Source organism: Lysobacter sp. Soil_C_59 (genome assembly GCF_057656415.1).
Genome location: NZ_JBDGKK010000005.1, coordinates 174,391 through 188,339, shown reverse-complemented (window position 1 = coordinate 188,339; position 13,949 = coordinate 174,391). Strand labels below are relative to the sequence as shown.

Sequence of the window (13,949 nt, the reverse complement as noted above, 5' to 3'; positions counted from 1 at the left end):
GCTGTCACGCCAGCGCCTCGCCCATGCGGGCATTGCGGCGCAGCACCTGGGGCGGTTGTCCGAACGCACGCAGAAACGCGCGCCGCATGCGCTCGGTGTCGGCAAAGCCGGTTTCGGTGGCGACTTCGTCCATCGAATGCCGGCTCTGCTCGACCATCACGCGCGCCGCCTCGACGCGCAGGTGTTCGACCGCTTTCGCAGGCGACTGGCCGGTTTCCGCACGAAAGGCACGGGTGAACTGGCGCGGGCTCAAGTGGGCCGCCTCGGCCAGTTCATCGACGGTCAGCGGCGCGCGCAGGTTCTGCCGCGCGTACGCGAGCGCGCTTTGGATCCGGTCGGACTTGGCATCGAGCTCCAGCAACGCGGAGTGCTGCGACTGACCTCCGGCACGCCGGTGGTAGACGACAAGGTTCTGCGCCACCTTGCGTGACAGGTCCGCGCCGAAGTCCTTCTCGATCATGCCCAGGGCAAGATCGACGCTGGCGCTCATCCCCGCCGACGTCCAGATGCTTCCGTCGATGATGTAGATCCGATCGTCCTCGACGTGCGCCTGCGGGAACTGCTTCTGGAGGTCGCGCGCATGGAACCAGTGCGTGGTGACGCGAAGGCCATCGAGCAGGCCGGTTTCACCGAGGATGAACGCACCCGTGCACACCGACGCCGTGCGACGCGCGGTCTCGGTGGCCCTGCGAACCTGCCGGAGCAGCTCGGGCGTGGACGGCGCCGGCACCAGCAGGCCAGTCACAATCAGCGTATCGACCCGGTTGCGGGCCAACGGCCGGGTTTCGACCGGGATACCGAAGGAGTTCGGCACGGGACCACCGCGTTCCGACAGCAGAAGCACGCGGTAGAGCTGTTCCTTGGCAACCACGTTGGCCAGTTCGAACGCGGACGCCGCGGCCAGGCCCATGATCTGGAACCCGGGCGGAAGGACAAAACCTACGGTAAGCATGACGGCGAAACTCGGGCGACCTGAAACGAGGTATATGGCGCTTTACGCCATCTTCAAGTCCCCATTCAGCCCCCTACTGACCAGCCAGCCCAGACGGGCACGGTGCCGCCGTCTGGGCTGCCATCTGACCTCCGATGCTGGCCTCGGAGATCAGAATGCCCGGCTGATGGTGAAGCTCCCGAACACCGGCGTCTCGCGCTGGCCGTCGAACTCGCGCGTGCCGTGGTAGCGCGCCAGCGCGAACTTCCAGCGATGCCGCATCAGCGCCACGCCGTAACCGATGTTGGCCACGGCCTGCCGCTTGTCGACGCTATGGCTGTCGCGGAAAGTGTTGCCGTCGAGCGTGATGTCATACAACACCCAGCGCGTATCGAAGGTCACGAACAGGTGCGCGCCGGGCACGTACTGGCCCTGTGGCTCGCGCGTCGGGGCCGTGTTCTCGCCGGCCGGGCGCAGCGGCGTGCTGCCGAAGTCGTCGGGAAGATTCACGCCGAAGCGGAACTCCGCGCCGGTGTTGAGGTAGGTCGCCAGATTGCCGAAGCTGCCGCCGTAGTGGGCGATCGTGTCCCAACCCCATCCGTGCGCGCCGTCGCTGGAGGAGAAGCGACGCATGCGCTCGTGGACGATGCGGAAGACCGGCTCGTTCTCGAGCTGGTTGTCCCAGCCGCGGAACTTCTCGCTGCCAGTGATCTGGTGCACGGCATCCTGCGCCTGCTTGCCCAGCGCGGCCGGGCCGACAATGCCGACCTGCAGCTGCGTGGTGCGCAGCGTGTCGCCTTCGCGTGCGTTGTAGCCAAGGCCGACCAGCAGCGCGGCGGCGTACGGCCGATCGTCCTCGATCAGGTCACTGCGACTGAAATCGGTCGGGGTGAAGATCCCCTGCGAGAACGTGGCGATCATGTTCTGCTGCTCGAACGTCTCCGGCTGCAGCGCGCCCAGGTAGCTGTTGACCCATTGGGCGAGCCGCGGGATGCAGGGATCGTTGGTGTAGTCGCGCAGGTTGGGCGAAACCAGCGTCAGCTGCACGCCGTTGCTGTAGCCCTGGTCCTGGCCGCCGATCACGTCGTTGTCGACGCGCAGGTTGACGATGGGCGGAAGCCGCGTGCGGCCGCTGGTGCAGTCCTCGCGTCCGTGCGCCTGGGCGGTGCCTGTGGAGCAAAACGAGATCGCAGTGGCTGCCAGCAGCCACTTGCCAATGAACTGGGAACGCATGTTTTCCTGCTATCAAGCCCCGGGGCGCGCCATCGGGCTTGACCGGTACGGGCATTGGGTTGGCGCTTCTGGTCCGCCGTATCGTCGTGTCGCTGATCGGTAATTCGCGGAGACACCGCGCCGACGTAGGTTGTCCCGTGCACGAACGGGTGGAAAGTGCACGCCCTTTACAGCAGCCTCGACGACCTGACACCCGTCGTCTTCGTTACGGCGGACAAAAAGCATTTGTCGCTCCATTGACCCCTGCCCGGTCCCGCATGCCTGCGACGGGAACGGAGGTTCAACGAACTCCACGCAGTCCTCGATCCGGAAGACTGGCGCAAGATTAGAGTCCCGCCCGCACCCTGGGTAGCCCTCGCGACGGACCCTGTGTGTTGTCCGCGGCGCAACAATCTTCCGGTCTGGCGAACCGGAACGCGGCGCCCAAGCGCTACGGCGAGCCACCGGCCTTCGCCGCAGCCTCGGCGATGCGCTCCAGCGGGACGTCTTCAACGTCCTCCGAAACCACGCGCGCGACTCGACCTTCGCCATCGCGCTCGAATCGCAGCGGCCCAAGGCCACCGTCCATGGCAAACCTGGACTGCGTCAACGGCACCAGTTCCTTTGGCGGAGCCTGGCCATCGACTACGTGCAATTTGCCGTGCTGCAACTCGATCCGCAGGGTCCAGTCGTACTCGTCTATCCGATAGCTACCGACGTAGTCACGCAGCAGGCGCTCGGGCACTGCTATCCCGCGCACTGGCAGGAGACGGTTGGCACTTCCCAGAGGATGCTCCCCTCCACACACCGCGCAGGCGGTGGCCGGACCGAGATTGCTGATGCGATGCGAGACAGGGTGACGCGTCTTGAGGAATGCATGCAGGGCGCTGAGGTCGGCATCGTTGAGGCGCCGATAGAAGAGCCACGGCATTTCCGGTGCGAGCAGGCCTGCCTTGCCGGTGCGGATCACCTGGATGAAGCCCGCCGCGTCGTACGACATGCCGGTCGGGTCGGGGGTGATGTTGGCGCTGAACACCGTGCGTCCATCCCGCCCGACCTCGTTGCCTCCGGCAAAGGCGCCAGGCAGGCGCTTGCCATCCCACAGCGTGTGGCAGCCGCCGCAGTCGGCAAGTCCGGCGAGGTAGCGCCCGCGCTCTTCGGGTGTGGTGTGCGGGGGTTCGGGCACTGGTGCGGTGATCGGCCGGGGCTCGCCGACAAAGCGCTTTACCTGCTCGTCCGAGAGCACCGTCTGCGGCAGCGTATTGCGCACGGCGGGCAGCGAGCGCAGGTACACGACCACCGATGCCAGGTCCTCGTCGGAAAGCAGCCGGAACGACCGATACCACATCTGCGGATGCAGCAGGCGACCGTCATGACCGATGCCCTCGCGTATCGCGCGGGCGATCATGTCGTCGCTCCATCGGCCTGCACCGGTATGTGGCTCGGGCGTGATGTTCGGCGCGACCAGCCAGGTCTTGCCATCGGTCTTCCAGACCCGACCGGCATACGCGCGGCCGGCGACGATGGGTCCGCCCGGCTTTTGCCAGTCGCGCTCGGAATGGCAGGCGGCGCAAGCAAGGATGCCTTCGGCCAAGTACTCGCCACGGGCCCGCCGCGCCTGGGTTCGTTCGAACATGCGGTCGGTAAGGGGTCGAACCTTCAGGCCCGGGATCGGGGCGAGCTGCACGATGGGCTTGGGCGTGTGCGCCAGGGATGCGGGGTCGCCCGCGGAGCAACTTGCCAGCGCCAGTGCGAGCAAGTGCGCCAGGCCGAGCCGGACATACGACCTCATCGCGATGCTCCGTTGCTGGGCCTTAGCGCTTCAACGGTCCGCAGGTCATTGTCCGGCCATGAGATCCGTCCATTTCGGTCCGGCGACGCTGTCGGCGTTCATTGCAAGCTGAATAGCGGCCCCGGTTTCGACCGCGACTTTTTCTCGCACACATGGTGGTTCGGTGCGGCTCGAAGGGCTGCTAGATTCGGTCCCCTGTCACATTACAGTTGGGGGACTGTATGCGACCTCTCGTTTTCTCCTTGCTCGCGCTGCTGACAGCGCCGGGCCGGGAAACCGCGCACGAGCACGGCGGCAGCATCCATGCGTAGAAGACTCACCGACACCAGCAGATACCTCAGCTACGTACTGCGCCATGCACCCGGCGCGATCGGACTGACGCTGGATCGCGAAGGATGGGCGGACATCGACGACCTGATCGCAAGCGCGCGACAGGCCGGACATGTGCTCGACCCGCGCGTGATCCGCGCCGTCGTCGAAGGCAACGACAAGCAGCGCTTCGCCCTGTCCGGCTGCGGCCGGCGCATCCGCGCGGTGCAGGGGCATTCGACCGACACCGTCGCCATCCAGCGCGAGCCGGTGCTGCCGCCCGAACGCCTGTTCCATGGCACGGCCACGCGTTTCCTCGACTCGATCCTCACCGAAGGACTGCGTCCCGGCATCCGCCACCACGTGCATCTTTCCGAAGACATCGCCACCGCCGCCCAGGTTGGCCAGCGCCATGGCACTCCGGTCGTGCTGACGATCCAATCCAGGCAAATGCACCAGCAGGGTTACGAGTTCTACCTGGCCGACAACGGCGTGTGGCTGACCGGGCCGATCCCGAAGGCATTCATCACCGCCTGAGCGAAGGCACTACGCTGCCTCGGCCAGGTGCACGAACAGCCGCCCCAGCGTCACCACGTCCTGCAGGTTGTGCTCGGCCACGCGGCGCAGGTTGTGCGATGAGCCGCCGCGCAGGAACGACAGCCATGCCGCCGGTGCTTCCGAGCCTGGCAGGTCGTCTTCGCGCACGATGCGCAGCGCCTCGCGTTCGATCGTGGCCAGGCGGCAGTTCTCCCACACGCCGCGGTAACGGCGCCGGGTCGGGAACAACAGGTCGACATGGTCGAGCGGGCTGATCGGATCGCCCATGCGCGCCAGGCGGAAGCGTGTCTTCAGCAGCGGCGCGTCGTAGCACCGTCCGTTGTAGCTGCACAGCACGGTCCGTGGTGACAGCCACTGCGCGAACGTGCGCAGCATCGCCGGCTCGGCTGCCAGCGTGGTGATGGTCAACTGGCGGATGCGCAACGTGCCGGCGCACCAGTCGGCGGCACCGATCATGAAAGCGCGGGTGCCGGTGCCGCCGGCCAGCCCGGTGGTCTCGGTGTCGAAGAACAGCAGCGCATCGGTGTCCACGGAGTCTTCGCGTTTGGCGAACGCCAGTGGCACCGACGGCGGTGCCTGCATGGGTCGAGAGGACTCTGCCAGGAACAGCCCGGGTTCGATCTCGATGCCGGGGATGCTGCGATCGCGGGAAGCCAACGGAGCGGGCGAATGGCGCTGGCGTACGCCGAGCATGCGTCGCAACGCATCCAGCTGCGCGCCCGGATCAGGCCGTGGCGCGCCGGCAACGGGTGCTGCAAACAGCGCCTGCGGAATGCCGCCCTCGCCTGCACGATTGCCGCTTGTCGTTTCACCGGCCTGCCTGCGCAGCGCGCGCAGCTTGTCGAGGGTGACCGTCATATGGCCACCACGTTGCCACTGCCGCCGGGCTCCAGCTCACGGGCTTCGACCAACAACGACAGCACCCGCCGCGCCAGCGCCTTCGGCGTGGCGCCCTCGCCTTCCTCGCTCGCGGCCAGGATCGGACCGACGCAGGCCGGACAGCCACTGCGGCAATCGCATCGCTCGACCAGCTCCATCGCGCGCAGCACCAGCTCTTCCTGGCGTCGCCACAGCGGTTCGCTGAGGCCGACACCGCCGGGGAAGTTGTCGTACAGGTACACCGTCGGCACGAACTGCTGCACGTCCGCCAGCTCGATGCTGCCTTCCACGCCACGCAGCGTGCCGCGGCCGCCCTGGTCGCTGCTGGCGAACCAGGCGCCGTCGCCGTTGCCGACGGCCTTCTGCAGGTCGCGCGCGTCGGCCATCACCGCCACGGTCGCAACGATGTGCAACGCATAGGCGGCGCCGAGGAAGCCATCGAGCGCGTCCTGACGGCTGGCGAACCACGACAACAGCGTCGCCTGCGGCAGCTGCCACCACACCGAGGTGGAGTGCAGTTCCTGGTCGGGAAGATTGACCGGACCGTAGCCGATGTTCTCGTGGGTGTAGTAGCGGATCTTCTTGTAGCCGGACACCCGCCTGACCACGTGCACTTCGCCATGGCTGGCGTCGCCCTGTCCCGCGGCGCAGCCATCGAAGCGCTCCAGCACCTTGAGCTTGGTGTAGTCGATGGAGTCGGTGTAGTAGTCGACGTTGGTGCGCTGCACGTAGGCCTTGCGCCCTTCCCAGTCCAGCCGCTCGACCTGGTACGGCGTGGACTGGACCATGTGGATCGCGCCCTCGTACAGCGTCAGTGCCGCCGCCGAGTAATCGACCTCGGCAATGATCGTCTGGCGACCGTCGGTGCGATCGACCACGACGAAGTTGCCGTCGGCGACCGAACGCAGCGACACAGCGTTGGCCGGGTAGCTGTCGGCAATCCACTCCCAGCGCTCGCCTTCGCGATGGACCACGGCAGACTCGGCGAGCGCTTCCAGATACACCTCCGGCTCGATCGGACCGAACATCTCGCGCACGTGGAAAGGCAGCTCGAAGGCCGCGCAGCGGATGTGGTCGAACAGGATCAGCGGCTGGTCCGGCGCGGTGCGCGCATGCTCGGGCGGGCTGTCGGCGAAGAAGTCCGGATGCCGCACCATGTACTGGTCCAGCGGCTGCGAGTTGGCGACCAGGATTCCCAGGCTGGGCTGTTGCCTGCGGCCAGCGCGGCCGAAGCGCTGCCAGGTCGCGGCGACGGTGCCCGGGTAACCGTTGAGGACGACCACGTCGAGGCTGCCGATGTCGACACCCAGTTCGAGCGCCGATGTCGAGATGATTCCGTCGATGCGGCCATCGCGCATCGCCCGTTCGGCATCGCGCCGCTCGCTTGGCAGGTAGCCACCGCGGTAGGCGCGGATGCGTGGTGGTTTGCGCGGGTCGTGGTCGAACACGTCCTTGAGGTACTTGGTCAGCACCTCGACCATCAGCCGCGATTGCGCGAACACCAGCGTCTTGAGCCCGGACTTGATCGCGATGCGGGCGATGCGATTGCTCTGCGAACGCGCCGAGGCACGCAGGCCGAGGTCGGCATTGACCACCGGCGGGTTCCACAACAGCACGTGCTTGTCGCCGGTCGGCGCGCCGGATTCGGTGATGGCATGCACGCGGTCCTCGATCAAGGCTTCGGCATGCGCCTGCGGGTTGCCGATTGTTGCCGAGCACAGGATGAATTGCGGCCGCGCCCCATAGAACGCGCAGATCCGCTTGAGCCTGCGCAGCACGTTGGTGACATGGCTGCCGAACACGCCGCGATAGGTATGCACTTCATCGATCACCACGTAGCGCAGGTTCTCGAAGAACTGCGCCCACTTGGTGTGGTGCGGCAGGATCGCCTGGTGCAGCATGTCCGGGTTCGACACCACGATGTCGCCGTGCAGGCGGATCGCCTGGCGCGCATCGCCCGGCGTATCGCCGTCGAAGGTGAACGCCTTGACGCCCAGATCTCCGGCGCGATTCAGCTCCAGCAATTCGGCGACCTGATCCTGCGCCAGCGCCTTGGTCGGGAACAGATAAAGCGCCTTGGCCCGCGAGGTCATCGCCGCCGCCACCACCGGCAGCGTGTAGCACAGCGATTTGCCCGATGCGGTCGGCGTGACGATGGCGACGTTGTCGCCTCGTCCTGCCGCCTCCCAGGCCTGCGCCTGGTGGCTGTAGAGCCGCTCGATGCCGCGTGCGCGCAAGGCCTGCGCCAGCGCCGGCGGCAGGTCCGGCGGCAGGTCCGCATACCGCCCCTCGCTGCCCGGAACCGTGAAGCTGCCGGTGATGCGGCCGGCATAGCGCCGCGACAGCGCCTGCGCGAGCAGGCCACTGTCTGCCCCGCCACTATCAATGACGGCAGGGCCGTCCTCGCGCAACGCGATCGCACGCTCGTCGCTGTCGTGGTTCAGGGCAAGCGCATGGGTGGGCGGCGACATCGTCTTCTCCTGCTGGGCGCCCGCGAGTGGACGCGATGGCCGTCTCATTGGTTGCGACGGCGGAAGACGATCTGTTGACGTGGCCCTATCAATCGAAGGCGTACGTTCGTCCAGTTGGAGTCTTGTTCCCTGAGACGGCGGAAGTAGAGGCTGCCGCCATGACCCATCCCACCCCAGGCCTGCATGGCCCGATCGCTGTCCGGCCCCGGCCTTCACCGTTCGCCGGTTCCAATCCCTACCTCGATCGGCCCTTGTCGCAACTGTTCTCCGCCTGCCAGCAACGCGCTGACGGGCTGCTGCGCCGTGACCAGAGCTACACCGCCGAGGAACGCGCCAGCCTCGCCCAGGACACCGCCCACCTGCTGCTGGCGGTATCGCCGGCGCTGGCCCACGGCGAGGAGATGCCGGGCAGCCCGGCGCGGGCGATCCTGCAGGGACGCGGCGACTTCGTCGAAGAGCACTGGCGCGCGCACGAGTCGGCGTTGCGCAGCGCGCGATACCGGACGCTTGTGATGGCCTCCGATCTGGCCCTTGGCGGCCACGCCCGCATCTGGCGGCGCGATGCCCGCGTCGACGGCGAGTTGATCTACGACCTGGCCCTGTCCAGCGAGATGGGGTTGCTGCGTGCGCTCAGCGAACTGGCGAAGCTGCGCACGGCCGCCGCGCGACGGCGATGACCCCCTGTCTGGCGCGGACCTCCACTGAAGTGCGCCATGCGAGCCTCCCTTGCCGCCTGGATGTTGATCGCGTGTGCGACGGCGGGTTCGGTGGCCGCGCAGGAGCCCTCGCCAAGCATCGTCGAGCCACGCATCGTTGAAATCCGCCTCGTCGGCAACGAGAAGACGCGCGACAAGGTCATCCTGCGCGAACTGGACCTTGCACCCGGTGACGTCGCTGACCCGGCAGCGATCGAGGATGGCCGCCAGGCCGTACTCGACCTGGGCCTGTTCCGCGAGGTCAAGGCAACCACGCATGCCGTGGCCGGTGGCGTGGTGCTGGAGCTGGCGGTGCGCGAGAAGTACCACCTGCTGGTGCTGCCGCGCATCGATGCCAGCTCCGACAACGACTACAGCTATGGCGCGCAGCTGCGCTGGAGCAACGTGTGGGGGCTCAACCACCGCCTCAACCTGACGGTCGAGAAGGGCAAGTTCCCGAACGAACGCGACCGCCTGGAGGAAACCAGCGCGCGCCTGGGTTACCGCGCGCCGTACATATTCGACAGCCCTTACGAGTTGCGCGTGCGCCTTGAACGCCGCGAGCGGGTGACGCCGATCATCGACCCGGTCAGCAACGAAGTCAGTGACGACAGCTTCGATGAAACCTTCGACCACTTCGAAGTGGGTATAGCGCGCGATTTCCGCGGCAACCGCCCGCGCAGTGGCTGGATCCTCGGCGGCGCACTGTTCTGGCAGCGCCAGGACACCGAAGGAGAATTCGCACCGCCGCCGGATGGCCAGGCGCTCGCGCTGGTCGGGACGGCCGATTACGACGACATGCGTTTCCACGTCTACAGCGAGACCGGGCGCCGCTTCAATGCGCGCGTGGAAGTGGCCGCCGAAGGCGTGGCGTCCGACTACGACTACACGCGCAGCACCGCCAGCTACTTCCAGTCACGCGCGATCGGCGAGGTGCCGCACCAGACCGTGCATGTGCTTGGCAGCGCCGGCGTGCTCACCGGCGGCACGGGCAGCCGCAACGAGTTCTCCCTCGGTGGCTCGGGGCAGATGCGCGGCTACGACTCCGACTTCCTCGAGGGCAACTATTACTATTACGGCTCGCTCGAGTACCTTCGCCCGGTCAAGTGGGACTGGCTGCGCCTGCTCGCATTCGTCGAGGTAGGCGGCAGCGGCGACGACCGGGAAGGTCTGCGCGACGGTTCGCCGTATGCCGACATCGGCGTGGGGGTGCGCATCCGCCTGAGCTGGTTCGTCGGCGTCGAGATCGAGCTGGGCTGGGCCTACCCCCTGCGCGGCGGCGAGGGGGCGAATTTCTTCGCCGGTGGCAATTGAGCCGCCCGCGATCGCCTGAGTCAGAAAATCCCTACCCCTGCTCGCGCCCTATGCCGATGGCATTGCCTTAGGTTCAGGCGCGATTCTGTCCATGCCCCGGCAGCCCGGTTTATGCGACAGCACGGATGCCGCTCAGCAAGGGAAGATGACCGTCACCTTGAGCAGGTGAATAGCTGGGCCGGGGTTCCTTCAGCTTTGCTGGTACACAATCTCGCCATCGCAGCACCACGGAAACGTGTCCCCCCTATGGCTACGACCAATGCCAGCGAGCGTGCGCTCGCCAGGATCCGTATTCCCTCCAGCGCCACGCGCCTGTCGCGCGCGGCCCGCGCACGTCGCGCGGTGCTTCGCTATCTGGCGGTCTGGGGCGCCGTTGCCGCCCTAGCCCTTATCGCGCAGGCCGTGGCGCCAGCCGCCGCCTGACACCCCTGCTGGCGTCGCCATGCGCCGTAGTATGCTCGCCGTCCCAACACGGCGGAGCTGCGGCATGAGGCACGAGGCGATCTGGAAACGCTGGAGCGGTCTGGCGCTGCTGCTGTCCCTGCTGACGGCGCTCACGCTGGCCGGCTGTTCCAGCGGCCCGGTCCGCCGCGTCTCCGAGCCTTCCGCACGCATCCAGCAACTGACAGTGCGCGCCGACGGCAGCTGGTCGGCCGAACTTCGCATCGAGAACTTCAGCAGCATCCCGATGCGCTTCGACACCGTCGACCTCGCGCTCAAGGTCGCCGACACGGCGGCCGGCAGCCTGCGCGCGCAACCCGGACTTTCGATCGGCCCCGAATCGGCCGACGTGATCACCGTGACCCTGGCCCCGCAGGCCGCGGCCAAGCTCGCCGCCGCCGATGCCCTCGCCGCGGGCCGCAGCCTCGCCTACGAACTCAGCGGCCATATCGACGCGACCCCGGACCAGGGCAAGTTGCGCAGCTTCGAAGTCGAGCGCAGCAGCGCACTGAGTCCGGCGCCGGGCCTGCCGGGCGTGCTGCGCTGATCTTTTCCCACGTTGATGCCGGACCTCGGTAGCCGGGATCACCCACGCTTTCAATGACGAGATTCCAATGAGCAGCTACAACGCCCCCCTTGCCGACATGCGCTTCGTCCTGTTCGACGTGCTCGGCGCAGAAGCGCAGTTCCAGCGCATGGGTTTCACCGATGCCACGCGCGATGTGCTCGATGCGGTTCTCGACGAAGCAGCACGCTTCACCGAGACCGTGCTCGCGCCGCTCAATGGCATCGGCGATCGCGAAGGCTGCAAGCTCGACCAGGCCACCGGCAAGGTCACCACGCCGCCTGGCTTCAAGCAGGCCTACACGCAGTTTGTCGAAGGCGGTTGGTCGGGCCTGACCTCGCCGGCGGAGTTCGGCGGCCAGGGAATGCCGCATGCCGCCGGCGTGCCGCTCAAGGAAATGATCGACGCGGCCAACCTGGCCTGGGGCAACTTCCCCCTGCTGTCGCACGGCGCCACCGAGGCGCTGCTGCACCATGGCGAGGCATGGCAGCAGGAAGCGTTCCTCAAGCCGCTGGTCGAAGGTCGCTGGACCGGCACCATGTGCCTGACCGAACCGCATTGCGGCACCGACCTGGGCCTGTTGCGCACGCGCGCCGAGCCGCAGGCGGACGGCAGCTATTCCATCACCGGCACCAAGATCTTCATCACCGCCGGCGAGCACGACTTCACCGACAACATCGTCCACCTGGTGCTGGCGCGCCTGCCGGATGCACCGGCGGGCAGCAAGGGCATCTCGCTGTTCGTCGTGCCCAAGCGCCGGGTCGATCGCGACGGCAATGTCGGCGCTGCCAACGCGGTGCGCTGCGGGAGCCTTGAACACAAGATGGGCATCCATGCCTCGGCCACCTGCGTGCTCAATTTCGATGGCGCGCAAGGCTACCTGATCGGCCATCCGCACAAGGGCCTGGCAGCGATGTTCACCATGATGAATACCGCCCGCCTCGCGGTCGGCCTGCAAGGCCTGGGTCTGTCGGACCGCGCCCTGCAGAACGCGCTGCGCTATTCGCGCGAGCGCCTGCAAATGCGCGCCCCCGCCGGGCCGATATTCCCGGCCAAGCCGGCCGATCCGATCATCGTCCACCCGGACGTGCGACGCATGCTGCTGACCTGCAAGGCGCTGGTCGAAGGCGGCCGCATGATGGGTTACGACGCCGCGCTGCAGGTCGACATCGCCCACCACGCACCCGATCACGCCGAACGCAAGAAGGCCGATGACCTCGTCGGCTTCATCACGCCGATCGTCAAGGCATGCCTGACCGAGTGGGGCGTGGAGTGCACCTACCACGCACTGCAATGCTTCGGTGGCCACGGTTACATCGCCGAACATGGCATGGAGCAGCTCGCACGCGATGCCCGCATCACCACGCTGTATGAGGGCACCACCGGCATCCAGGCGCTCGACCTGCTGGGTCGAAAGATCATGCAGATGCAGGGCGCGGGACTGAAGGTGTTCCTAGGCGAGGTCGCGGCGTTCTGCGATGCGCATGGCAATGATCCGGCGCTGGCCGATTTCATTGCGCCGCTGCGCGAGAAGGCGGCCCAGTGGCAGCAGATCACGATGCAGGTCGGCAAGCGCGCGGCTGCCAATCCGGACGAGATCGGTGCGGCTTCCTACGACTACCTGATGTACTCGGGCTATGTCGTGCTGGCCTACTGGTGGGCGCGTAGTGTCGCCGCCGCCGAGGCATCGGCGCAGTCGCAGGCATTCAAGGACGACAAGCGCGCCACCGCCCGCTTCTATTTCGCCCGCATCCTGCCGCGCACGCTGGCCCATGCGGCCGCGATCGAAAGCGGCTCGGCCGCCCTGCCGGAACTCGACGTGGCCATCGCCTGACGTCGGTCGTACCTGCTCGGCGAAGCTCGACCGCGGCCCGCTACGGCCGCAGTCATTCGCTGCGGGTACACAAAATGTAAACAAAGGCGTATAAGCTGGTTTCCCAATGGAGACCGATAGAGCACCGCTTCGTTTGGTCAGAACCGGAACCAGTCTGGGTCCGGACACTCCCTCCTTCGCTCCGCGACCGGCACTCGACCGGCTCAACTCGGTGCGACTGCTCTCACTCGATGCGCACGGCCGGGTCCTTGACTGGATGAGCTGGCAGGATGCGACCTGCCTTTATGTACGCGGCGCGGTTGCCTGGACGCTCGGTGATCCTTGCCTGCAGGTGCACGGCGGCATCAACCGGATCAGCGGCGAGCAGAGCGTCATCGAACTGCATCCGATCGTCGCCGCCCGCAGCCATGCCCGCGCCCATGCACTCGACCCGACCCCGGCACTGACCAATGCCGCGCTGTTCGCGCGCGATGGCTACCTGTGCATGTACTGCGGCCACGACTTCAGCCGGCCACATCTGACCCGCGACCATGTCATGCCGGTATCGAAAGGCGGGCGCGACATCTGGGAAAATGTCGTGGCTGCCTGCTTCCACTGCAACTCGCGCAAAGGCAACCGCACCCCGCAGCAGGCGAGCATGCCGCTGCTGGCCGTGCCGTACCGGCCGAGCTGGGTCGAGCACCTGATCCTGTCGAACCGCAACATCCTCGCCGACCAGATGGCGTTCCTGCGCAATCAGCTGCCGAAGAACGCGCGACTGCAGGCCTGAGCGGCCTGCATCCCTGTAGCGTGGGGCTTGCGCCCTTCCAGGCCTCCAGCCGGGGGCCAAGACCCTTTCCCCCCGACCTGGATCGTGATGGGTATCGCGCTTTGCCGCGCCCATTCCGACAATCTAAATGCACACCTGACACAAAACGCTCACTTTCGACGCGGAGCGCGCGTTGACGA

At 66.9% G+C, this 13,949-nt stretch carries 12 protein-coding genes; 7 read left to right on the top strand and 5 right to left on the bottom strand.

The window, feature by feature from the left end; translation table 11 throughout:
- Positions 1 to 4 precede the first annotated feature (4 nt).
- The 3 genes from AC3A3Q_RS12150 to AC3A3Q_RS12140 form a co-directional block, all read right to left on the bottom strand.
- The gene (locus AC3A3Q_RS12150; RefSeq protein WP_487586497.1) at positions 5 to 952 is read right to left on the bottom strand and encodes a GlxA family transcriptional regulator; all 948 of its coding nucleotides are present in this window, start codon (positions 950 to 952) and stop codon (positions 5 to 7) included.
- A 150-nt stretch (positions 953 to 1,102) separates the two neighbouring features.
- Positions 1,103 to 2,164: a lipid A deacylase LpxR family protein gene (locus AC3A3Q_RS12145; protein ID WP_487586496.1), complete on the bottom strand. Its 1,062-nt coding sequence runs from the start codon at positions 2,162 to 2,164 to the stop codon at positions 1,103 to 1,105.
- 430 nt (positions 2,165 to 2,594) lie between these two features.
- Entirely contained in the window at positions 2,595 to 3,935 is a 1,341-nt protein-coding gene (locus tag AC3A3Q_RS12140; RefSeq protein WP_487586495.1) for a c-type cytochrome, read from the bottom strand.
- Between the two features lie 303 nt (positions 3,936 to 4,238).
- On the opposite strand from AC3A3Q_RS12140, the gene AC3A3Q_RS12135 reads away from it, so the two are divergent.
- On the top strand, positions 4,239 to 4,781 hold the full coding sequence (locus tag AC3A3Q_RS12135; RefSeq protein ID WP_487586494.1) for an RNA 2'-phosphotransferase: 543 nt from the start codon (positions 4,239 to 4,241) through the stop codon (positions 4,779 to 4,781).
- Positions 4,782 to 4,790: 9 nt separating this feature from the next.
- On the opposite strand, the gene AC3A3Q_RS12130 is transcribed toward AC3A3Q_RS12135, so the two are convergent.
- Complete coding sequence (locus AC3A3Q_RS12130; protein ID WP_487586493.1) at positions 4,791 to 5,660, bottom strand: ribonuclease H-like domain-containing protein; 870 nt, start codon at positions 5,658 to 5,660, stop codon at positions 4,791 to 4,793.
- On the bottom strand, positions 5,657 to 8,152 hold the full coding sequence (locus AC3A3Q_RS12125) for a DEAD/DEAH box helicase (protein WP_487586492.1): 2,496 nt from the start codon (positions 8,150 to 8,152) through the stop codon (positions 5,657 to 5,659). Before AC3A3Q_RS12125 ends, AC3A3Q_RS12130 begins: the two co-directional genes overlap by 4 nt.
- 158 nt (positions 8,153 to 8,310) lie before the next feature.
- On the opposite strand from AC3A3Q_RS12125, the gene AC3A3Q_RS12120 reads away from it, so the two are divergent.
- The 6 genes from AC3A3Q_RS12120 to AC3A3Q_RS12095 all read left to right on the top strand — a co-directional run bounded on the left by AC3A3Q_RS12120 (position 8,311) and on the right by AC3A3Q_RS12095 (position 13,770).
- Positions 8,311 to 8,829, top strand: coding sequence for a hypothetical protein (locus AC3A3Q_RS12120; protein ID WP_487586491.1), 519 nt, complete (start codon positions 8,311 to 8,313; stop codon positions 8,827 to 8,829).
- Positions 8,830 to 8,865: 36 nt separating this feature from the next.
- Complete coding sequence (locus AC3A3Q_RS12115; protein ID WP_487586490.1) at positions 8,866 to 10,161, top strand: BamA/TamA family outer membrane protein; 1,296 nt, start codon at positions 8,866 to 8,868, stop codon at positions 10,159 to 10,161.
- A gap of 246 nt (positions 10,162 to 10,407) precedes the next feature.
- A complete protein-coding gene (locus AC3A3Q_RS12110; RefSeq protein ID WP_487586489.1) occupies positions 10,408 to 10,584 on the top strand; it encodes a hypothetical protein in 177 nt (58 codons plus the stop codon).
- 64 nt (positions 10,585 to 10,648) lie between these two features.
- Positions 10,649 to 11,149 carry an LEA type 2 family protein gene (locus AC3A3Q_RS12105; protein ID WP_487586488.1) on the top strand — a complete coding sequence of 167 codons (501 nt, stop codon included), beginning with the start codon at positions 10,649 to 10,651 and terminating at the stop codon, positions 11,147 to 11,149.
- Between the two features lie 67 nt (positions 11,150 to 11,216).
- Positions 11,217 to 13,001 (top strand): acyl-CoA dehydrogenase C-terminal domain-containing protein, encoded by a 1,785-nt coding sequence (locus AC3A3Q_RS12100; protein WP_487586487.1) that lies wholly within the window; start codon positions 11,217 to 11,219, stop codon positions 12,999 to 13,001.
- 106 nt (positions 13,002 to 13,107) lie between these two features.
- Positions 13,108 to 13,770: an HNH endonuclease gene (locus AC3A3Q_RS12095; RefSeq protein WP_487586486.1), complete on the top strand. Its 663-nt coding sequence runs from the start codon at positions 13,108 to 13,110 to the stop codon at positions 13,768 to 13,770.
- Positions 13,771 to 13,949: the final 179 nt, after the last annotated feature.

What these genes read in the sequence shown, in the direction of transcription:
- AC3A3Q_RS12150 (WP_487586497.1), bottom strand. Translation starts at nt 952, where the DNA reads ATGCTTACCGTAGGTTTTGTCCTTCCGCCCGGGTTCCAGATCATGGGC.
- AC3A3Q_RS12145 (WP_487586496.1), bottom strand. Translation starts at nt 2,164, where the DNA reads ATGCGTTCCCAGTTCATTGGCAAGTGGCTGCTGGCAGCCACTGCGATC.
- AC3A3Q_RS12140 (WP_487586495.1), bottom strand. Translation starts at nt 3,935, where the DNA reads ATGAGGTCGTATGTCCGGCTCGGCCTGGCGCACTTGCTCGCACTGGCG.
- AC3A3Q_RS12135 (WP_487586494.1), top strand. Translation starts at nt 4,239, where the DNA reads ATGCGTAGAAGACTCACCGACACCAGCAGATACCTCAGCTACGTACTG.
- AC3A3Q_RS12130 (WP_487586493.1), bottom strand. Translation starts at nt 5,660, where the DNA reads ATGACGGTCACCCTCGACAAGCTGCGCGCGCTGCGCAGGCAGGCCGGT.
- AC3A3Q_RS12125 (WP_487586492.1), bottom strand. Translation starts at nt 8,152, where the DNA reads ATGTCGCCGCCCACCCATGCGCTTGCCCTGAACCACGACAGCGACGAG.
- AC3A3Q_RS12120 (WP_487586491.1), top strand. Translation starts at nt 8,311, where the DNA reads ATGACCCATCCCACCCCAGGCCTGCATGGCCCGATCGCTGTCCGGCCC.
- AC3A3Q_RS12115 (WP_487586490.1), top strand. Translation starts at nt 8,866, where the DNA reads ATGCGAGCCTCCCTTGCCGCCTGGATGTTGATCGCGTGTGCGACGGCG.
- AC3A3Q_RS12110 (WP_487586489.1), top strand. Translation starts at nt 10,408, where the DNA reads ATGGCTACGACCAATGCCAGCGAGCGTGCGCTCGCCAGGATCCGTATT.
- AC3A3Q_RS12105 (WP_487586488.1), top strand. Translation starts at nt 10,649, where the DNA reads ATGAGGCACGAGGCGATCTGGAAACGCTGGAGCGGTCTGGCGCTGCTG.
- AC3A3Q_RS12100 (WP_487586487.1), top strand. Translation starts at nt 11,217, where the DNA reads ATGAGCAGCTACAACGCCCCCCTTGCCGACATGCGCTTCGTCCTGTTC.
- AC3A3Q_RS12095 (WP_487586486.1), top strand. Translation starts at nt 13,108, where the DNA reads ATGGAGACCGATAGAGCACCGCTTCGTTTGGTCAGAACCGGAACCAGT.